At 39.8% G+C, this 21055-nt stretch carries 17 protein-coding genes; 16 read left to right on the top strand and 1 reads right to left on the bottom strand.

Going from position 1 to position 21055, the window contains the following annotated elements; translation table 11 throughout:
• Nucleotides 1-238: 238 nt before the first annotated feature.
• From EM4838_RS09380 to EM4838_RS09340, 9 genes are all read left to right on the top strand, one after another.
• Entirely contained in the window at nucleotides 239-1345 is a 1107-nt protein-coding gene (locus tag EM4838_RS09380) for a baeRF6 domain-containing protein (protein WP_071867474.1), read from the top strand.
• Between the two features lie 374 nt (nucleotides 1346-1719).
• On the top strand, nucleotides 1720-1920 hold the full coding sequence (locus EM4838_RS09375) for a cold-shock protein (protein ID WP_005875554.1): 201 nt from the start codon (nucleotides 1720-1722) through the stop codon (nucleotides 1918-1920).
• Nucleotides 1921-2199: 279 nt separating this feature from the next.
• A complete protein-coding gene (locus EM4838_RS09370) occupies nucleotides 2200-4989 on the top strand; it encodes a helicase C-terminal domain-containing protein (RefSeq protein WP_176285318.1) in 2790 nt (929 codons plus the stop codon).
• Nucleotides 4990-5057: 68 nt separating this feature from the next.
• Nucleotides 5058-5561 (top strand): cell wall elongation regulator TseB-like domain-containing protein, encoded by a 504-nt coding sequence (locus EM4838_RS09365; protein WP_071867476.1) that lies wholly within the window; start codon nucleotides 5058-5060, stop codon nucleotides 5559-5561.
• Between the two features lie 26 nt (nucleotides 5562-5587).
• Nucleotides 5588-6781 carry a pyridoxal phosphate-dependent aminotransferase gene (locus EM4838_RS09360; RefSeq protein WP_071867477.1) on the top strand — a complete coding sequence of 398 codons (1194 nt, stop codon included), beginning with the start codon at nucleotides 5588-5590 and terminating at the stop codon, nucleotides 6779-6781.
• A gap of 30 nt (nucleotides 6782-6811) precedes the next feature.
• The gene (asnS, locus tag EM4838_RS09355) at nucleotides 6812-8110 is read left to right on the top strand and encodes an asparagine--tRNA ligase (RefSeq protein WP_010734979.1); all 1299 of its coding nucleotides are present in this window, start codon (nucleotides 6812-6814) and stop codon (nucleotides 8108-8110) included.
• Between the two features lie 159 nt (nucleotides 8111-8269).
• Nucleotides 8270-8905, top strand: a complete 636-nt coding sequence (locus EM4838_RS09350; RefSeq protein WP_071867478.1) for an SGNH/GDSL hydrolase family protein — start codon at nucleotides 8270-8272, stop codon at nucleotides 8903-8905.
• Nucleotides 8902-9246 (top strand): GNAT family N-acetyltransferase, encoded by a 345-nt coding sequence (locus EM4838_RS09345; protein WP_071867479.1) that lies wholly within the window; start codon nucleotides 8902-8904, stop codon nucleotides 9244-9246. Before EM4838_RS09350 ends, EM4838_RS09345 begins: the two co-directional genes overlap by 4 nt.
• A 33-nt stretch (nucleotides 9247-9279) precedes the next feature.
• A complete protein-coding gene (locus EM4838_RS09340) occupies nucleotides 9280-9639 on the top strand; it encodes a YccF domain-containing protein (RefSeq protein ID WP_071867480.1) in 360 nt (119 codons plus the stop codon).
• Nucleotides 9640-9711: 72 nt separating this feature from the next.
• Here the strand turns inward: EM4838_RS09340 and EM4838_RS09335 are convergent, their stop codons facing one another.
• The gene (locus EM4838_RS09335) at nucleotides 9712-11034 is read right to left on the bottom strand and encodes a hypothetical protein (RefSeq protein ID WP_233433730.1); all 1323 of its coding nucleotides are present in this window, start codon (nucleotides 11032-11034) and stop codon (nucleotides 9712-9714) included.
• 208 nt (nucleotides 11035-11242) lie between these two features.
• Here EM4838_RS09335 and EM4838_RS09330 point away from each other — a divergent pair, with 208 nt between their 5' ends.
• The 7 genes from EM4838_RS09330 (at nucleotide 11243) to copB (ending at nucleotide 20851) form a co-directional block, all read left to right on the top strand.
• Nucleotides 11243-13324 (top strand): heavy metal translocating P-type ATPase, encoded by a 2082-nt coding sequence (locus EM4838_RS09330; protein WP_071867482.1) that lies wholly within the window; start codon nucleotides 11243-11245, stop codon nucleotides 13322-13324.
• A gap of 298 nt (nucleotides 13325-13622) precedes the next feature.
• Nucleotides 13623-15086, top strand: coding sequence for an APC family permease (locus EM4838_RS09325; RefSeq protein WP_071867483.1), 1464 nt, complete (start codon nucleotides 13623-13625; stop codon nucleotides 15084-15086).
• A 102-nt stretch (nucleotides 15087-15188) separates the two neighbouring features.
• A complete protein-coding gene (locus EM4838_RS09320; RefSeq protein WP_071867484.1) occupies nucleotides 15189-15722 on the top strand; it encodes a P-loop NTPase family protein in 534 nt (177 codons plus the stop codon).
• Between the two features lie 75 nt (nucleotides 15723-15797).
• A complete protein-coding gene (locus EM4838_RS09315; protein WP_071867485.1) occupies nucleotides 15798-16238 on the top strand; it encodes a CopY/TcrY family copper transport repressor in 441 nt (146 codons plus the stop codon).
• 13 nt (nucleotides 16239-16251) lie between these two features.
• Nucleotides 16252-16461 carry a copper chaperone CopZ gene (copZ, locus tag EM4838_RS16865; RefSeq protein ID WP_071867486.1) on the top strand — a complete coding sequence of 70 codons (210 nt, stop codon included), beginning with the start codon at nucleotides 16252-16254 and terminating at the stop codon, nucleotides 16459-16461.
• Nucleotides 16462-18645, top strand: coding sequence for a heavy metal translocating P-type ATPase (locus EM4838_RS09305; RefSeq protein WP_071867487.1), 2184 nt, complete (start codon nucleotides 16462-16464; stop codon nucleotides 18643-18645). It abuts the gene before it with no gap.
• 25 nt (nucleotides 18646-18670) lie between these two features.
• Nucleotides 18671-20851 (top strand): copper/silver-translocating P-type ATPase CopB, encoded by a 2181-nt coding sequence (gene copB, locus EM4838_RS09300; protein WP_373865801.1) that lies wholly within the window; start codon nucleotides 18671-18673, stop codon nucleotides 20849-20851.
• The last annotated feature ends 204 nt before the right edge of the window (nucleotides 20852-21055 follow it).

The raw sequence follows: 21055 nt of genomic DNA, 5'->3' as shown, positions 1-21055 counted from the left end.
AAACACCTCGATTTCTATTTTTCTTTATGTTATCAGTTAGGTATGAATAATTTCGCTGTGAAATGTAACGAATCATTGATGAAATTTTGAAGAATAGTTGAAGAAAACAAGCCATAGTTAGAGATGAGATTGAAAACGTTTTTTTTGTCTAGGGGTCATTTTGTTTTATGGATAAAAATGGTTGTGGTAGACTTTAGTTAGTAGTATTGAAGAAATGATTTTTAGGAGGGGTACGTTTATGGCGAAAAAGGATAGAGAGTTACTGTCACAACTGACTTCAGAAGGTGCCAAAGGACCATTTATTACTATTATGCTAAACACTCACGTTGCACATCAAGATGTGGAAAAAGATCAGATCAAATTCAAGAACTTTGCAAAAGAAGCAAAAAAACGTTTTGAAAAGAAATATGCGGAGCATGATTGGTCGATTTTTCAAAAAAAGATCGATCAACTACTAGAAGATGCTTCATTTTGGCGCAGTGCCACTGCGAGTGTCGCGGTGATCTTGTCTCCTGAAAGTACCATTGTTCATCGTTTGAGCATTGCAGTAGATGATCAATATTATGTAAGTGATCTACCTTATTTATTAGCGATCATCAAAAATGGACATTTTAACTACTCGTATTATTTACTGGGATTGAATCGTGATTCAATGAAGCTTTACGAAGTAAGCAACAAACAAGTAAAAGAAGTTGATCTACCCGAAGGAGCACCAACAGATGTGGTGACAGCTTTAGGCTCTGAGTTGACAGGTGGAGGTATCAACTACTCGTCAAATGGTAGTGAAGGCTCAACATTCCATGGGGTGAACCCGAAAGACGAAGAAGTTGAAATTGACTGGATCAATTATTATCAAGCGGTCGATGAATTTCTTAAAGACAGCTTGGATAATCCTGAAAAATGGCCTGTGTACTTGTACGCTTTGCCTGAGAATCAAACAATGTTCAAAAAAGTGGCAAAAAACCCTTATTACCGTTCAGATGTAGCGATCTCAGCTTCACCTGCCCAATTATCTTTAAAAGATATCGAAGCAGGTGCGAAGAAACTTTCGGATGAACTGGCAGCGAAGGAAGCAAGTAGCTACAATCAATTGTTAGATAAAAAATTCTTGGATCAACTAGTGGACATCGTGCCAGCAGCGAAAGAAGGGAAGATTTCTCACTTATTTATCGCAACCTCTAATCTGGCTGACGGATTTGGTGAAGACCCAGAAACAGAATACGACCGTCGACAAGTGTTGAATCAACTGGCTGACGACGTGATCACTAATGGCGGACAAGTCTTTATCTTGGATCAAAAAGATGCGCCTGACGAAAAGAGTTTGACCGCGATATTACGTTATTAGTCTCTAGGAACAGTACCTAGAAACGATTGGTCATCCATTTAATAAGAAAGGAAAAGCCATGCAAATCATTTACTTGATTTCGTGGCTTTTTCTTATTTCTCAGGAGAAAGATGGGAAGATCAGCAAGTTGAAAAGTGAATTTTTTTTAAGTGTAAATTAAAAACGTTCGTTTTTTTTGGAGAAATAAGCAAAAGAATGAAAAAAAAATAAAAAAAGTCCAAAATTTACTAGCTAAACTGTAATTAATGTGCTACAATAACTATGTAGTTTTTGTTCGGTAATCTTGGTAGTTTGTTTCAAATAAACATCTTCCAGATATTCACCATTCAAGTAATTGCAAAATATGTGTTTGATACACAAGGAGGATTTTTATTATGGAAACAGGTACAGTGAAATGGTTTAACTCAGAAAAAGGTTTCGGTTTCATTACAGCAGAAAACGGCAACGATGTATTCGTTCATTTCTCAGCTATCCAAGGTGATGGATTCAAAACTTTAGAAGAAGGCCAAACAGTAAACTTCGATGTTGAAGAAGGTCAACGTGGCCCTCAAGCAACTAACGTTGTTAAAGCTTAATTAACCCACTACTAAATAAAAGCTCAGTCTGCTAGTTCCTAGCGGTCTGGGCTTTTTTGTGTTTTCTTTTCATATGCTCTGATTCTCTACACCTTAGACATCGCCTTGCATGGTTGGATGAGTGATAACGAGAGAAGGAGGCTGGAAGTGGACTTACTGTTTCTCTTAGTGGCAAAGATAACAACAGACGTATGCTTTAGGTTGATTTCCTAAGAATTTTCAAGTGATTTGTAGTATAATTTCAAAAGAAGACTAGAGGGAAGAGAAGAGGAAGATATGTTGAAACCGAAAACTTATGCAGTCGTTGATATTGAAACGACTGGGACAAATCCAAAAGAAGATCGCATTATCCAATTTGGATGTGTCATGATCGAAGATGGGCGGATCACCTCTCGTTATTCGATGGATATCAACCCTGGGCGAAAAATCTCAAAACAGATCCAGCATTTGACAGGGATCACCAATCAACGTGTCCATCGTTCACCCTATTTTGAAGATGTAGCACAAACGATTTACAACCTTCTAGCGGATACTATCTTCGTGGCGCATAATATTTATTTTGATTATCAGTTTTTGAATCATGAATTGACTCGCTGTGGCGTACCTAAATTAAAGATTCCGGGAATCGATACGGTCGAGTTGGCACAGATATTTTTGCCGACCGAACCGAGCTTTCGTTTAGCTGATTTGTCAGAAAGTCTGGGTTTTATCCACGATAACCCCCATCAGGCAGACAGTGATGCAGAAGTGACAGCACAGTTGCTCTTACTGATTGAAGAACGGATGCGTCAGTTACCTTTAGTGACGCTTGAACAGATCGTGAAACTGAGCAAGCATACAGGGATGGATACCAGATTATTCATCGAACAAATCACCAACGAACTGAGAAAGCAGCCACCCCCTTTATCCGATGAACTGGAAATCATCGAGGGGATCGCCTTACAAAAAAAAGAAGTCGAACTGTTTTCAGAAGTTTACTATGGCCATAAAGATTATCCAAGAAAAAAACAAGCGAAAGAAAAAATATTTGGAAAAACGTTGATATATCGTAAAGAACAAAATCGTTTGATGAATGTTGTCTATGATCATTTTACCAAAGATGAATCGAAAAATTTGATGATCGAAGCAGCGACTGGTATGGGTAAGACGATTGGTTATCTATTGCCTCTTAGCTACTTAGCCACACCGGAGAAGCCGGCAGTTATCAGTACGGTATCGCTTGTTTTACAAGAGCAGATCATGGAAAAAGATATTCCTTTGTTAAACCAATTATTCGACCAACCGATCCAAGCGACGATTATCAAAAGCTACCGCCATTATCTCGATTTGCAACGGTTTAAAGCCACACTACTTGAGCCAAAAGAGCAAAAGCAGTATGCACTCTATCAAATGACGGTTCTTGTCTGGCTGACACAGACGAAAACAGGAGATTTAGATGAGTTGCATCTAACGAATTTGAATCATGCCTTTTTTACAGATGTTTCGCATCGTGGGCTTGACTTTTTAGCGAAAAAACAAGCGTTCTATGAACAAGATTTTATTCGATTCTTGCATCGACAAATCAAGCAAAGTAACTTCTTGATCGTCAACCATGCTTTTTTAGTCCAAGAAACACAAAGAAAGACACCGTTGTTGCCTGAAAGTCCTTATTTATTGATTGATGAAGCACATCATTTGCCTGAGATTGCTGAAAAAGTCAATGATCAACGATTCAGTTTGAGCTATTTTAACAAGGAAGTACAATTATTCGAAGAACCTGACCGTTTGTTCGATCGCTTCAAAGGCTATCTTCCAGCCAATCATGAAGGCCAGCGCTGGCTTGATATCTACAAAGAAGAGTTGTCTGCGCTTCGTGAGGCACAGCTTTGTTTAGCTGAAGGGCTACTTGAGATCGTACCTCAACAAAAAAGACAAACTTACCCGGAAGAAGTCATGATCATGAAAGAGGACTTGGATAAATTATCTTTTGAAGCAAGTACAGCCATTGACCATCTTCATCTTTTTTACCAAGAAATAAAGGAATTACAGTACAGGATCCGTTCAGGGTTAGAGGTGCTTCAAGAAAGTTGGACGAAGCAAATGCGTGTCGATCTTGCAAGTTTGTATGCTTTATTTGATCGTTTAGATCAACAAGCAAGTTTTATGGAAGAATGGTTGGAGAATTGGCAAGAAAGTTTAGTCCATTGGTTCGTTCCGGGTGCCACCCCTCAGCAGACGATGTTCCATCTCCACGATTTCACTGCCGCACTGATCCCAAATACAGTTTGGTATCAGCGCTATGAACGGATTTTATATATAGGTGGGACATTAAAAGTAGGTCCAGATCGTCAATATTTAGCGAAACGATTAGGAATTGAAGGAACTCCGCTGAAAGTCATTGCCTCTCCTTATGATTACGAAAAACAAGCACGGATCTTCGTACCAAAAGAAGCACCAGAGATCAATCAATTAAGTGGTACAGCATATGTCGATTATTTAACGGATGTGTTATACCAGTTGATCAGACAAGAAAAAAGACCAATTCTGGTTTTGTTTACCTCTCATGATGTTTTACAAAAGGTGTATCAACGAATGCATTTGACAATGCTTGAACAAGGAAGAGAGATTTTAGCTCAAGGAATCGGTGGCAGTCGTGAGAAACTATTGAAACGCTTTGTTCTTTCTGAAATGAGCGTACTATTCGGTGCAGATAGTTTTTGGGAAGGCGTCGACCTGCCAGGAGATGCGTTACAATTAGTCGTCATTACGCGACTGCCATTCGATCATCCACAACGTCCGATGGTCAAAGCGAGAAATGCGTATTTAGAATCAGAAGGCATCAATCCTTTTTATCAAGAATCCTTACCAAAGGCAGCATTGAAGGTCAGACAAGCTTTAGGTCGTTTGATCCGTTCGGAAACGGACAAAGGCGTCTTGCTGATTTTAGATCGACGATTGGTGACCGCAAAATATGGCGCGAGGATCATTCATGCCTTACCTAAAAAAATACCTGTCCAAGAGGCGCCTTTTGAACAAATTTGTGAGGATATCCATGATTTCTTAAACAAAAACGAAGAAATTAAGCCATGATCGAGGACTATTTTCACCTCGAAATCTGTTATAATGGACATCAATGAAAAAAGAAGGAGCGACAGTCCTTGAAGAATCAGACAAACAAAGAACATACGATCAATCGCGTGTTGTTGGGCTTGATCATCGCTTTATTAGCAGTAATCGTGATCAGCACTATTTTTTATCTGCGTGCGACACGCCCAATGACGCAAGCGAAACAAGAGGCGACAAAGCTAGCTGAACAATATGCAAATCTCGAGGAAGTGGACCAATTCTATTGGTTTACTCGAGAAGCCACTTATTTTTCATTAACAGGCCAAAACGATAAAGGGCAAGATATTGCAGTGATCATTCCTAAATCAGGTGAGCGAGTAAAAGTCTTAGAACAAAAAGCAGGATTGACCGAAGAAGCTGCCCGCCAAGAAATCAGCCAGAAGCATCCCGATCAACAAGTGGAAAAAGCTTCCTTAGGGATGTACAAAGATGAACCAGTATGGGAAGTCATTGCCAAAACGCCAGATGACCAGTTGAATTATTATTTAATTTCTTTTGAAACGGGAGAGGAAGTCAAAGTCATCAGCGGGATATAGAAAAGACGGATGAAAGGGTAGATTGGATGAAACAGTCAAAAAGAGTGGAACGCTTAGAGCCTTCCGTAACACTAGCAACTGCAGCAAAAGCAAAGGCATTGAAAGCACAAGGGAAAGACATTATCAGTTTGACCGTAGGAGAGCCTGATTTTGCTACACCTGAAAATATCCAAGAAGCAGCGATCGCAGCCATCAAGAATGGAAAAGCAAGTTATTATACGCCGACAGCGGGTATTCCAGAATTAAGGCAGGCAATCGTTTCGTATCTGGAAACCTATTATGGATTGACTTACGATGCTTCTCAGACGATTGTGACAGACGGGGCGAAATTTGCCCTTTATGCCTTATTCCAAACGATCCTAGATCCAAAAGATGAAGTCATCATTCCAGTGCCTTATTGGGTGAGCTATGGGGAACAAGTCAAGTTAGCAGAAGGTGTCCCTGTTTTTGTCACGGGTCAAGAAGTCAATGATTTCAAAGTGACCCTTGAACAATTGGAACAAGCACGTTCTTCCAAGACAAAAGCAGTCATTATCAATTCTCCTTCCAATCCGACAGGGATGATCTATACAAAAGAAGAACTACAAGAGATTGGTGAATGGGCAGTAAAAAACGATATTTTAATAGTTGCTGATGATATTTATGGCCGATTAGTTTATAATGACAATGAGTTTACTCCAATTGCAACGATTTCAAAAGCAATACGTGAACAGACGATAATCATCAACGGTGTATCAAAAACCTATGCAATGACAGGCTGGCGTATCGGATACGCGGTCGGTGATCAAAAAATCATTGATGGGATGATTGCGATTGCGTCACAATCAACTAGTAACCCAACTGCAGTCAGTCAATATGCGGCTGTTGAAGCATTACAAGGGGAACAAGATACCGTTGAAGAGATGCGCAAAGCATTTGAAGAACGTCTAGACATCGTATTTCCGCTTGTTGCTGATTTGCCCGGGGTGTCGGTCAAAAGACCACAAGGCGCATTTTACTTGTTTCCGAATGTGAAAGAAACGTTAGCGATATGTGGCTATGAACAAGTGACGCCGTGGGTCGAAGATCTACTAGAAGAAGCAGGGGTTGCTCTAGTTACAGGTGAAGGTTTCGGCGCACCGGAAAATGTTCGTTTGAGTTATGCGGCGAATCTAGCAACGTTAGAAGAAGGAATCCGACGAATCCAACGTTTTATTGAGAGTAAAAGTCAAAACGAATAGAAATTATTATAGGACAAAGGAGAATTTTACGTGGAACAAATTCAAATCATCGATTCAAAAAAACATGTAGGCGAAACAGTAACGATCGGTGCTTGGGTCGCTAATAAGCGTTCAAGTGGGAAAATCGCCTTTTTACAATTGCGAGATGGGACAGCATTCTTCCAAGGAGTTGTCGTAAAAAGCGAAGTGCCTGAGGAAGTTTTCCAAATGGCAAAAAATCTTTCTCAAGAAACATCGATCCTTGTGACAGGTGAGATTCGTGAAGACAGCCGTTCTAAATTTGGCTATGAGATCGGGATCACGAACATTGAAGTAGTAAGTGAAAGCCATGATTATCCGATCACACCAAAGGAACATGGAACAGATTTCTTGATGGATCATCGCCATTTATGGTTACGTTCTTCTCGCCAACACGCAGTGATGCAGATTCGAAATGAAATCATCCGTGCAACCTACGAATTTTTCAACAACAACCAATTCGTTAAAATCGATCCACCGATCTTGACTGGTTCTGCGCCAGAAGGAACAACCGATCTATTTGAGACAAACTACTTTGACCAAAAAGCATATCTGTCACAAAGCGGCCAATTGTATATGGAAGCTGCTGCAATGGCATTTGGTAAAGTATTTTCATTTGGACCAACTTTCCGTGCTGAAAAATCAAAAACACGTCGTCATTTGATCGAATTTTGGATGATCGAACCTGAAATGGCGTTCACGCATCAAGAAGAAAGCTTAGAAGTACAAGAACAATATGTTGCTTTCTTAGTTCAAAGTGTATTAGATAACTGCGAGTATGCTTTAGACGTCTTAGAACGTGATAAAGAAGTATTGAAAACTTATACTAAATTACCTTTCCCACGTATCACGTATGATGATGCTATCGAGTTATTGAAGAAAAATGGCTTTGACGATATCGAGTGGGGCGATGATTTCGGTTCACCACACGAAACGTTCATTGCGAACTCATTTGAACAACCAGTCTTTATCTTGAACTATCCAAAAGCGATCAAACCATTCTATATGAAACCACATCCAACAAGAGAAGATGTCGTGATTTGTGCAGATATGATCGCACCTGAAGGATATGGAGAGATCATCGGCGGAAGTGAACGTGCGACTGACTATGATTTCTTACTTGAACAAATCAAGAATCATGGCTTAGACGAAAAAGAATACTCATGGTACCTAGATCTACGTAAATACGGATCTGTTCCACATTCTGGTTTCGGCTTAGGCTTAGAACGTACAGTGACTTGGATCTCAGGGATCGATCATGTACGTGAAGCAATTCCATTCCCACGTTTGTTAAATCGTATTTACCCATAAGAAATAAGACGCGTTCCACGAAAATCGTTCATCGGATTTTCGTGGAACGCATTTTTTTAAGAAGTAGTTATAAAATCACTAATGTTCCATTTCCTTCTTTCTTTGGCTAGACGTGTATGGGATAATAACGTAAAAGTAGCATGGAAAGTAGGGGATGAGATGGAACAACGACTTTTATTCATTGGAGATAGTATCACAGATGCGGGTAGAGAAACTGACGATCTCGGTCATGGCTATGCACTGTTAACAGCAGCAAAATTGGCTGCGAGTGATCCAGAAAACACGTGGACATTCGTCAATCGCGGAATCGGCGGAAATAAGTTGGCAGACCTCAAGAAGCGCTGGCAAGCAGACTGCATCGATTTGAAACCTGATATCGTCTCAATTTTGATCGGCATCAATGATACATGGCACAATGTAGGCGAGCCTGAAGCATTTGCGACAAAAGAATCCTTTACTCGTTTTGAAGCAGATTATCGGTATTTACTTGATCGTTTAGTGGAAAGTGGCATCAAAAAAATCGTCTTGATGGAACCATTTGTTTTGCCAGAGCCTGAAGATCGGAGAAGTTGGCGTAGTGATCTTGATCCAAAGATCCACTTGATTCGTCAACTAGCAAAAGAATATCAAGCAGTTTTTGTCCCGTTAGATGGAACGTTGAATTCTTTAGGCATCTCATATGGCTATGAGAAATACACAGGGGATGATGGTGTCCATCCGACACTACTGGGTCATGAAACGATTGCCAATATTTGGATAGAAACGGTCAAAAAAAGAAAAGAGTGGTTTGAATGATCATTCGGCCAGCAACCGAAGCAGATCTACCGATGATCAATACGTTGATCAGGCAACAAGAAAATCGATTCTTGGAGGAACTAACGTTGCCAGATATAAACGATCCATTGAATATATCGTTTATAGCAGCACAAGATGACGCAGAAAAACCAATGATTTTCGCTTTTGGACAAGCGAGACAAATCGAAACGACTGACGCAGATCAGCAAACTGGTGAACTGATTCAAACGATTTTTGTAGCAGTCGATCATGAAAGAACCGTAGCCGCTCAGTTTATGGAGCAGTGGTTATTAGAAGCAAAAAAACGTAAAATCAAGAGAGTCGATTTCAATAGTTTTTAACGTAAGGCTCTCGTTAGAATGGAGAAAGAAACAATGAGTTGTATTGGAAATATTATTTGGTTTATTTTTGGTGGTTTACTCGGTGGACTTAGTTGGGCGATAGCAGGTGTGTTATGGTGTATCACAATTGTTGGTATTCCGGTCGGGCTACAATGCTTTAAACTAGCTTCTTTATCGTTTGCACCCTTTGGAAAAGAAGTCATTTATACAAACAATGGCGTATCTTTGATCGTCAATATCATTTGGTTGATCGTGTCAGGTCTACCGATTGCTCTAGGGCATGTCATCAGTGGGATTTTACTTTGTATCACGATTATTGGTATTCCTTTTGCAAAGCAGTCCTTCAAATTAGCCCGCCTAGCGCTGATGCCGTTTGGGGCAGAAATCGTTTAAATAGTCACTAAATATAAAAGTAACTCTCTTGCACAGTTGTTTGTCTGTCGAAAGAGTTACTTTTTTTTACACTTAGCGAGTGATATCTGTATGTTTTTTAGGTATTTGCTTACTCAAAAAATTCGATTTGTTGGTTGCGTCTACTATGCGATGATTAAAATTTGCTTGTGTAAGGGACGGATGTGTTGGAGAAGTTGGACTTAGCACGTCTGTGGAGTTACTTTTGGAGGTCTGTCTATCAGAAAAAATCCTTTCTCTGAATGTTTTGACTGTTGCACCAAATCGCTGGCTCTTAACTTTTACTTTTCGTCGATAGGCCTCTTTTGATGATTGATCCGTTCCATCAATGATTGCGCTGATGTGAGCATCCAATGGTTTCAATCGTCTGGAATCATCATAAAAAACATGATAATAATAAGGTGCGACCTCGACGGATTGATTTTTAACAAATGTTTTAGGTGTTCTAGGATCTTGGTAGACTTTCTTTACGAAATCATTCGAAATTTCAACAAAGTCATCTCTTGAGATAGTTTCTTTTAGACCAGTGATGTTTTTTCGCTGTTCATAATGTTTCCATAGCTGGGAAAATTTTTCATTATGCTTTGTTTTTTCACCTAGAAAAGTCTGATAGAAACGTTTGCGAAATGCTATTGATGTACAAAATTTTGGTTTTACTTTGCCTTCAGCAAAGGGGGGCGTGAATGTAGCCTCTTGGCAATGATGAAGGACACTTCGAAAGGCAGTAAGTGGTTCTAAGATGGGGCAAACAGGAATTAGCGCATATCCTCTCATGTCAAAATCAAGATTCTTTGGTGGCGTTTCTGAGAGTTGGTTGATTGCATCAATGATATTGACTTTAGATTCGCTATGATGTTCGAGTTTTGTAGCAAAAAGTATTTTACTTAACGTTTCCAAATGATCTGCTGGGATAGTTGATAACTGATTACCCATGTTGGTATTTGCCGCAAATTTATCTATTTTAGCGACAAGATAGTCATGTTCTTGCTTATAGATGATCAAAGTATAAATATGATTATGATGATAAGAAGGACTTACAATGTATGAAGGAATAATCATAAAACTCGCTGGATCATTTTTTTTCAGATTTTCGATTTCCTGTTGCAATTCTGCCGGTTTTTTCATTTCGTAGTATGTAATCGTACTTTTTAAAGACTGGATCACTTTAGTTTTTTGCGTTTCATTGATCAAGGCATGATCAACATCATTTTCGATCATTTTGATAAATCTTGAAAATAAAAATTGGTAATTCTTTTTCCCGTCTGCACCTACAACTTCAAACGCTGCTGCATTTCCTAATCTTAGAGCAAGTGCCAATTGATGGTATTGTCCGTCAAAACCAAGCATATTTCTTCTCCTTATCTTTTGATCTTTCAAAGATATTCTCCTTTATTTTCTATTGTAAAAAGTTTATCATTCGTCACTTTTACATAAGAAACTTCTTTTACACCTTAAAGAAATAATGATTCTCCCGAACGATACTTAAATCATGATCCGTTGTTACTATGATTTGACATATGAATACTCATTCATGTATAATAACTTATGAAGAGATAGTCATATGTTTAGTAAGGAGGGACTTAAAATGAAAAGTTATCAATTAGAAGGTTTAGATTGCGCAAATTGTGCGATGAAAATCGAAAAAAAAGTACAAGCAATACCTGGCGTAAAAGAAGCATCGGTCAATTTTGCGACTGGAAAAATGATGATCGATGCAGATAAAGCTGTCATTGAAACGATTGAAAAGCAAGCAACAGAAGAAATACATCAATTAGAACCAGATGTCAAAATAATCGAAGTGAAAAAGCAGACAAGTAAAAATCATGAACCAGAAAAAGAAAATAAAACAGCATTGTTACGTATCGCCATAGCGTCACTTAGCTTGCTTTTATTGTTTTTATGGAAGCCTGCTGAGCCAATTCGTTTCATTACTTTTTTGGCCATTTTTGTTCTCATTGGCTTTGATGTTATCAAGCAAGCGTTCGTCAATATTCGTAAAGGACAAGTGTTTGATGAAAACTTTTTGATGTCGATTGCAACGATCGGTGCGATGATGATCGGTGAATATCCAGAAGCAGTTGCTGTCATGTTGTTTTATCAAATCGGTGAGTATTTCCAACATTTTGCGGTCGATCAGTCTCGTCGGTCAATTCGTGAGTTGATGGCGATCCGACCGGAAGTTGCTCATGTGATCACTGAAACCGGCTTGGTAAATAAGCAACCAGAAGAAGTGCGGATCGGTGAGTCGGTCATGGTCAAACCAGGTGAAAGAATTCCTTTGGACGGAACGATTTTGAAGGGACAATCCCTCGTAGATACATCTGCATTAACAGGAGAATCATTGCCTAAAGAAGTGATGAGTGGTGAAAATGTATTAAGTGGTTTTATCAATAAGACCCATCCTTTAACCATCGAAGTAAAAAAGAACTATGAAAATTCGACCATCAGCAAATTATTAGAACTAGTGGAGACAGCAAGCAGTAAAAAGGCACCAGCTGAAAAATTCATCACTAAGTTTGCTCGTTACTATACGCCGATCGTTGTTGCTTTAGCTGTTCTTTTAGCAACTGTCCCACCCTTACTTTTTGAAGGAGATTTTTCTGAATGGATTTATCGAGCATTGACATTTCTAGTGATCTCTTGTCCATGTGCATTGGTCATTTCTGTTCCACTTAGCTTTTTCGGAGGAATCGGTGGGGCTAGTAAACGGGGGATACTTGTAAAAGGTGGAAATTATCTAGAACTTTTAGCTCGTACAGAAACAGTGGTATTTGACAAAACAGGTACCCTGACTAAGGGTGATTTTGCCGTACAAAAAGTTGTTTCTACCATTGACGAGAAAGCGTTTATGAAATATGTGGCGAGTCTAGAAAATCTATCGACACATCCAATCGCCAAGGCGGTCATGGATACCTACAGTGGCCCGTTATATGAAATTGAAGAACCTGTAGAAATCGCTGGTGAAGGAATCAACGCACAGGTCAAGGGACAAGAGGTACTTGTCGGAAATCAAAAATTATTGGCTCGCTATGGAGTCGAGCAACCAGAGAATCATGAAATAGGAACAATGATCTATTTAGCGATCGACAGTCAGCTCATGGGCTATTTAGTTATCGCGGATACGATCAAAGCAGATGCAACATTTGCTATCGAGACATTGAAAAAAGTCGGCGTCAAAAAGACAGTGATGTTGACAGGTGATGCTAAAACGATTGCGGAACAAGTCGCAAAAGAGGTAAGGGTTGATGCAGTCTATAGTGAACTGCTTCCAGAAGATAAGGTAGAAAAATTAGAAGCTTTGATGAACGAAACGACTCAGAAAACTGCCTTTGTCGGTGATGGGATCAATGATGCACCGGTATTAGCTCGAGCAGATGTGGGAATCGCCATGGGTGGTTTAGGCAGTGATGCAGCCATTGAAGCAGCCGATGTCGTCATCATGAACGATGAGCCATCAAAACTTGCGGAGGCGATTCAAATTTCAAGAAAAACGTTGAAAATCGTCAAGCAAAATATTGCGTTTGCTATTGGAGTAAAAGTGATCGTATTGGTTCTCGGAGCTATTGGCTTTGCTTCTATGGGAAATGCAGTCTTTGCCGATGTCGGTGTGACCCTGATAGCAGTTTTAAACGCCATGCGTGGGCTATCTGTCAAAAAAGTCAAATAAACAGTCAAAAAAGCACCGTTAAACCACAGAAATCATTTATTTGAGGACTGTGGTTTTTCTGTGATTAAAATAACTGGAAGATTTTAATTGTTCTGAAAATTCCAAAATAGTTAGAAAATAATTCATGTTTGTGAGCCTTTAGATTAGGTGTTAGAGGATAAAATGAAAAATAAATGTAAAAACAATGTGTTTTACCTAAAATAATCCACAAATAAAATAACGAAGTGTTGTAAACATTATGAAAATTGAATATGATAGTCAATGAATAATTATTAAATATTTATAAAGGAGAAATCAGATGAACGAAAAACAACTGCGCTGGTTTACAGTAGCGTTGATTGCATTCAACATGGTCTGGGGTATGGGGAATGTCGTCAATAACTACGCGCAACAAGGAATCTCAGTAATCACTTCATGGTTATTGATCCTGGCTATTTATTTTATCCCCTATGCACTGATCGTCGGTCAATTAGGATCAGCATTCAAAGATAGTAAAGGGGGCGTTAGTTCTTGGGTAGAAAATACTACTTCGAATAAACGCTTAGCTTATTATGCTGCCTGGACATACTGGGTCGTGCACATTCCATACTTAGCACAAAAACCACAAGCGATTTTGATTGCAGCTGGCTGGGCAGTTCAAGGAAATGGCGATATCGTCAATACGATGTCTGTCCAAATGGTCGCAGTGATCTCCTTGATCATTTTCTTAGCTTTCTTGTATCTATCAACAAAAGGCTTATCAACGTTGAAAGTTATCGGTGGTTTAGCAGGTACAGCGATGTTCGTCATGTCATTATTATTCATTTTACTTGCTGTTACTGCGCCATTCATCAATCCAACGATGGAATTTGCGACAGCAAATATGAACCAAGTCAAAACGTATATTCCTAAGTTTGACTTTAGTTACTTTACGACTGTTTCAATGTTAGTCTTTGCTGTAGGAGGCGCTGAGAAAATCTCTCCTTATGTTAATTCTACACGTAACCCGGCAAAAGAATTTCCAAAAGGGATGATCTTTTTGGCAGCGATGGTCGGTATCTGTGCTGTTTTAGGTTCTGTAGCAATGGGTATGTTATTTGCAAGTGACAATATTCCTAAAGATTTAATGGCAAACGGTGCGTACAGTGCCTTCCAAATCTTAGGTAACTATTATGGTATTGGCAATGCATTGATGATCATCTATGCATTGACGAATATGGTTGGTCAAATTTCTGCCTTGGCATTTTCTATTGATGCGCCATTGAAGATCTTGTTAGCCGATGCAGATCCAGAATTTGTGCCAAGTTGGTTACGTAAACGTAACCGTAAAGGAACGTTGGTCAATGGTTACATGTTAACTGGTATCTTAGTCGGTATCATCATCCTATTACCGATTATTGGTATCAAAGATATGAATGAATTAGTTAAATGGTTGACGAACTTAAATTCAGTCGTTATGCCAATGCGTTACTTATGGGTATTCCTAGCCTACATGATGTTGAACAAAGCATACAAAAAATTCACGTCGGAATATAAGTTCGTGAAAAATCCTAAAGTTGGATTCATCTTTGGTGCTTGGTGTTTTGCTTTCACTGCGTTTGCATGTGTTTTGGGAATGGTACCAAAAGTGGAATACGCTGCTGATCCAAAAGCTTGGTGGTTCCAATTGATCTCAAATATCGTCACACCGATCATTTTGATTTTACTAGGTATGATCTTACCAGCGATCGCACGTCGTGATAATAAGAAAAATCCATTGAAAGAACCAGTTTCTCAACTTTAAAATAAGATTTGACCGAATCAGTCCAACGATTGGTTCGGTCTTTTTTTACGTTATTAAGAATAAGAGGTAAAATAAAAAGATGACCATTCGAAGGAGGACAAAATGAAAATAATGATTATTGGACAGTCGGGTGCAGGTAAGTCCACACTTGCAAGAAGCTTACAAGCAACGACAGGAAGCCCTCTTTTAGCTCTCGATCGATTGTGGCTAGCAACGGACTATGGAAAAGCAGCCAAACAATGGTTGTTAAAAGAACAGGAAAAATTTATGGCGGAGAACAAGGATTGGATCATCGAAGGAAATTATCTATCGATTGCAAAAGATCGAATTGAACAAGCTGACTTGATCCTAATGCTTCGCTTGCCGAGATACCGAGCGATGTATCGTGTGATCAAGCGTTCGCTCAAACGAAAAGTAGATAAAAGTACCCGTCCAGATGTTCCAGAAGAATTTATAGAAAAATTCGACAAAGAATATTTGGACTTTTTACTTTTTGTTTGGCGTTTCAAGAACGAGAGGGAACCCTTAGCGATCAAAAAAATCTATGAACAAGGAGCAGAAGAGAAATTAGTCATTTTGAATGGTTCACGACAGCAAAAAAAATTTCTAGAGCAATGGCGAAGTAAAAGTAGTTGACACGTTTCGTTTACAAGTGTAATCTGTATTTAGAAATTAAGTTTACGTTTGTAAACGAAAAGGAGAGTGATACATATGGAAGAAGTGAAAAAGCCAATCAAAATCAGTGATTCAGAGTGGGAGATCATGCGTGTCATCTGGACATTAGGAGACACCACAGCTCAGGAAATCACACAGATCCTTTCTGAATCAATGGGCTGGAAAGCAGCAACAGTCAAAACGTTATTAGGACGACTTGTCAAAAAAGAAGCGATTTGGACAGAACAAGAAGGGAAAAAATTTATTTATCATCCAGCGGTTTCTGAAACAGATACTGTGCAAAGTGCCGCAGAGAATTTATTCTCACATATTTGCGCGAAGAAAATCGGCGAGACGATTGCAGATCTTGTCTCAGAAGCAACTTTAACACAATCAGATATTGACCAAATCATGGCAGAACTAAAGAAAAAAGAGCCAGTAACAAATATCCAGTGCAATTGCATTCCAGGACAATGTCATTGCCATCAAAACAACTAGGAGGAAACCAGCGATGAAAACAAAAGTAACGATCAAAGGAATGAGCTGTAAACATTGCGTTGCAAGAGTGGAAGAAACGGTCAATGCGCTACCGGGTGTAAAAAAAATCAATGTCAACTTAAAAAAAGAGATCGGAACTGTGTCATTAGATGAAACAGTGATCCAACCATCAACCGTATGTCAAGCAATCAATGATTTAGGCTATCAAGCAGAGGTGATTTAAATGGAGCATCCAGCTAAAAAAGACACACTGGTGATTACTGGAATGACTTGTGCCAATTGTGCTGCACGAATCGAAAAAGAGTTGAATGAACAGCCCGGTGTATTATCTGCGACTGTTAATCTGGCAACAGAAAAAGCGACGATCAATTATCAGGAAGTATCGATCGAAGAACTGATCCAAAGTGTTGAAACCATTGGTTATGGTGCGATTTTATATGATGAGGCCCATAAGCAAAAAATTGCAGAAGAAAAGCAAACTTATTTAACAAAAATGAAGCGAGATGTCATCATAGGTGCTCTCTTGGCGCTTCCTATGATGATCGCGATGATTGCAATGATGTTAGGTTTTCATGGAACGCTTGTCCATTTTTTCCATGATCCATGGGTCCAACTGATTTTAGCAATCCCTGTCCAGTTTTATATTGGTTGGCGCTTTTATGAAGGAGCGTATCATGCCATCAAAACAAACGCACCCAATATGGATGTGTTAGTGGCAATCGGTACGACCGCTGCATTTGCGCTTAGTGTATACAATGGTTTTTTCAGTACACATTCATCGGACTTATATTTTGAAAGTAGCAATATGATCATCACGCTGATTTTGTTAGGAAAATATTTGGAACACACAGCCAAAAGTAAAACCGGCGATGCCATCAAGCAGTTGATGTCTCTTCAGAAAAAAACAGCACAGGTCATAAAAAATGGCGAAGAAAAGACCATACCAATCGAGGAAGTAGCGATTGGGGATATTTTACTCGTCCGACCGGGAGAACAAATCCCAACAGATGGGAAAGTCATCAAAGGGGATAGTGCGATCGATGAAGGAATGCTGACTGGAGAAAGTGTGCCAGTTGAGAAAAAAACGGGTGATCTACTCTTCGGTGGCACCATCAATTCCACAGGGATTCTTGAAATGACGGTGACGCAAGTAGGAAAAGGAACCGTCCTCTCACAAATCATCCAAATGGTGGAAGATGCCCAAGGAAGCAAAGCACCGATCCAAAAAATTGCTGATAAGATTTCTGGCATTTTTGTACCTATCGTGTTAGTCATTGCCTTCGTTACCTTAATAGCCACAGGACTAATCAGTGGCAACTGGGAACTGGCAGTGATCCATAGTGTTTCAGTGTTAGTCATCGCTTGTCCTTGTGCGTTAGGACTAGCGACGCCAACTGCTATCATGGTTGGTACAGGCTTAGGCGCACGAAAGGGTATTTTGATCAAAGGCGGCGAGGCATTAGAAGCTGCGACACATCTAGACACGATTCTTTTAGATAAAACTGGTACGATCACACAAGGGAAACCAGTGGTCACAGACGTTATCGGTGACGAAGAAGTGTTAACGATCTCCACCACATTAGAGCAAGGTTCAGAGCATCCTTTAGGCAAAGCCATTGTGACTTATGGAAAAGAACAGTCGATCACGACTTTGCCTGTGCTTCAAGCAAAAGCACATCCGGGTGCTGGGATCAGTGGAGAAATCAACGGAACATCTTATTTTATTGGTACGAGAAAACGACTAGTCGAGATGAACGTTTCATTTGAAGCGTATCAAGAACAAGCGTTACAATTAGAAGGACAAGGAAAAACCGTAATGTTTCTTGCAGATGATAGACAAGTATTGGGTATGATCGCTGTGGCTGACCAGATCAAAGAACATGCGCGATCAGCAATCCAACGATTACAAGCCCAAGGATTGGCAGTTTATATGGTCACAGGGGACAATCAATCGGTTGCAACGACGATTGGAAAAGAAGTGGGTATCTCGCCAGAACACATCTTTGCTGAAGTATTACCTGATGAAAAAGCAGGCTATGTCGAAAAATTGCAAAAAGAAGGAAAACAAGTGGGAATGGTCGGCGATGGTATCAATGATGCTCCCGCCTTGGCTTTAGCAAATGTCGGCATCGCGATGGGTAGTGGCACTGATATTGCCATGGAAACAGCAGATGTAACGTTGATGAATAGTCAACTCTCGTCGATTGGACAAACGATCGAGCTTTCAAGTGTGACCTTGAAAAAAATCAAACAAAACTTATTTTGGGCATTTATTTATAACACGATTGGCATTCCGTTTGCTGCGTTTGGCTTACTGAATCCAATCATTGCCGGAGGAGCGATGGCCTTTAGCTCAATCAGTGTGTTACTCAATTCATTAAGTCTAAACCAAAAAATGAAGAAATAAACGGTTCAACAAAGGAAAGGACAGAATGAAAATGAACGAGCAAAAAAAACGAACGATGCACGAGCATCATCATGATGAAACGAAGGAACAAACGAACATGACACACCAAAAGATGGACCATACGAAAATGAACCACGAGACCATGGCACATGAGCATCACTCAATGGATCATAGTTCGATGGATCATAGTTCAATGGATCACAGTTCAATGGATCATCATGACCATATGAGCGGTGGGATGGATCATTCGATGCACATGGGGAATTTCAAACAAAAATTTTGGTTGTCCTTGTTGCTAGCGATTCCGATCATCTTGTTTTCACCCATGATGGGTATGGAATTTCCCTTTCAAGTGACTTTCCCTGGCTCTGATTGGCTCGTCTTGATCTTGGCGACCATCTTATTCATCTATGGCGGACAACCCTTTTTAAGTGGTGCTAAAATGGAATTGAAACAAAAAAGTCCAGCAATGATGACCTTGATTGCTATGGGAATCAGTGTCGCCTATGTTTATAGTGTCTATTCTTTTATCGCAAATCTCATCAATCCCCATACTCATGTGATGGACTTCTTCTGGGAATTGGCGACGTTGATCGTCATCATGTTGTTAGGACACTGGATTGAAATGAGTGCCGTTTCTAATGCAAGTAATGCGTTACAGAAATTAGCAGAATTATTACCGGAAACGGTCAAACGATTACGTACAGATGGGACAGAAGAGACAATTTCTTTAAAAGAGGTCAAAGAGGGCGATCATTTAGTCGTTCGAGCAGGAGATAAAATGCCAACGGATGGGAAGATCCTGAAAGGTGAAACGATCGTGGACGAATCTGCCGTAACTGGCGAATCAAAAGGGGTCAAAAAACAAACATCTGATCCAGTGATCGGTGGTTCGATCAATGGAGACGGCACCATTGAAATCGAAGTGACCGGAACAGGTGAAAATAGCTATTTAGCCAAAGTCATGGATATGGTCCGTCAAGCACAAGGTGAAAAGTCAAAACTAGAATCTTTGTCTGACAAAGTAGCAAAATGGTTGTTTTATGTGGCATTGATCGCCGGTCTATTGGCATTTGTTGTGTGGCTGATTTTAACCGATTTACCAACTGCTTTAGAACGGATGGTCACTGTCTTCATCATCGCTTGTCCCCATGCGTTAGGTTTGGCGATTCCTCTAGTGGTGGCACGTTCAACGTCGATTGCTGCTAAAAATGGGTTGTTGCTTAAAAGTCGTCGCGCCTTAGAACAAGCTAATGAGTTAGATGTCATCATGCTGGATAAAACAGGTACGTTGACGGAAGGAAAATTCACCGTCACTGGTATCGAAAGCTTAGACGATGATTATCCTCAAGAAGAACTATTGAAATATTTAGGTGCCTTAGAAGCGAACGCCAATCATCCATTAGCCATTGGGATCATGCGTTATTTGAAGGAACAGAATATTTCTCCTTATCAAGCAGAAAATCAAAAAAATCTTTCAGGGGTTGGCTTAACTGGAACAGTAGCAGATAAGAATGTAAAAGTAGTCAACGAAAAAGAAATCAAACGTTTAGGAATTGAAATTGAAAAGGAACGACTAACGCCTTACGAAGAGCAAGGGAATACAGTTAGTTTTCTATTGATCGATGATCGTTTAGTCGGATTAGTGGCATTAGGTGACATCATCAAAGCAGAAGCAAAAACCTTTATTCAAAGTCTCAAAGAAAGAAAGATCACTCCGGTGATGTTGACTGGTGATAATCAACATGCCGCAGAAGTGGTCGCGCAATACTTAGGTATCGAAGAGTTTTATGGTGGGCTTTTACCAAATGACAAGGAAGACATCGTCAAACGTTATCAGGAACAAGGAAAAAAAGTCATCATGGTCGGTGACGGAATCAACGACGCCCCAAGTTTAGCACGTGCAACGATCGGGATGGCAATTGGAGCAGGAACCGATATTGCGATCGATTCAGCGGATGTTGTTTTGATCAACAGTGACCCAAAAGATATCTTGCATTTCTTGGATCTAGCTAAACAAACGAGAAAGAAAATGATCCAAAATCTATGGTGGGGAGCGGGTTACAACATTCTTGCCATTCCTTTAGCAGCAGGGATTCTTGCACCCATCGGAATTTTGTTAAGCCCAGCGATCGGAGCTGTCTTGATGTCATTGAGTACCGTAGTTGTAGCATTGAATGCGTTGACGTTGAAGATCAAAGAATGATCATTTTTAGTAAATAATTATTGAATAAAGAGTGAATATGACTATGTCAATGGGAGGTCGGGACAGAAGTGTTCAACCTCAAGATATAAGGCGCCAGCCACGAAAATTGTTCTTCAAATTTTTGTGGCTGGCGTCTTATATCTTGAGGTTACTTCTGTTCTCGCCGTCTATTCGTTTTTAAATGGAGGGAGGGAACTAAGGTCC

It is taken from the genome of Enterococcus mundtii (assembly GCF_002813755.1).
Lineage (GTDB): Bacteria > Bacillota > Bacilli > Lactobacillales > Enterococcaceae > Enterococcus_B > Enterococcus_B mundtii.
This window is presented reverse-complemented; position numbering and strand designations above follow the sequence as displayed.

Bases quoted from the DNA above. Each gene is read 5' to 3' on its own strand.
- EM4838_RS09380 (WP_071867474.1), top strand. From the start codon at position 239: ATGGCGAAAAAGGATAGAGAGTTACTGTCACAACTGACTTCAGAAGGT.
- EM4838_RS09375 (WP_005875554.1), top strand. From the start codon at position 1,720: ATGGAAACAGGTACAGTGAAATGGTTTAACTCAGAAAAAGGTTTCGGT.
- EM4838_RS09360 (WP_071867477.1), top strand. From the start codon at position 5,588: ATGAAACAGTCAAAAAGAGTGGAACGCTTAGAGCCTTCCGTAACACTA.
- EM4838_RS09350 (WP_071867478.1), top strand. From the start codon at position 8,270: ATGGAACAACGACTTTTATTCATTGGAGATAGTATCACAGATGCGGGT.
- EM4838_RS09345 (WP_071867479.1), top strand. From the start codon at position 8,902: ATGATCATTCGGCCAGCAACCGAAGCAGATCTACCGATGATCAATACG.
- EM4838_RS09340 (WP_071867480.1), top strand. From the start codon at position 9,280: ATGAGTTGTATTGGAAATATTATTTGGTTTATTTTTGGTGGTTTACTC.
- EM4838_RS09330 (WP_071867482.1), top strand. From the start codon at position 11,243: ATGAAAAGTTATCAATTAGAAGGTTTAGATTGCGCAAATTGTGCGATG.
- EM4838_RS09325 (WP_071867483.1), top strand. From the start codon at position 13,623: ATGAACGAAAAACAACTGCGCTGGTTTACAGTAGCGTTGATTGCATTC.
- EM4838_RS09320 (WP_071867484.1), top strand. From the start codon at position 15,189: ATGAAAATAATGATTATTGGACAGTCGGGTGCAGGTAAGTCCACACTT.
- EM4838_RS09315 (WP_071867485.1), top strand. From the start codon at position 15,798: ATGGAAGAAGTGAAAAAGCCAATCAAAATCAGTGATTCAGAGTGGGAG.
- copZ (WP_071867486.1), top strand. From the start codon at position 16,252: ATGAAAACAAAAGTAACGATCAAAGGAATGAGCTGTAAACATTGCGTT.
- EM4838_RS09305 (WP_071867487.1), top strand. From the start codon at position 16,462: ATGGAGCATCCAGCTAAAAAAGACACACTGGTGATTACTGGAATGACT.
- copB (WP_373865801.1), top strand. From the start codon at position 18,671: ATGAAAATGAACGAGCAAAAAAAACGAACGATGCACGAGCATCATCAT.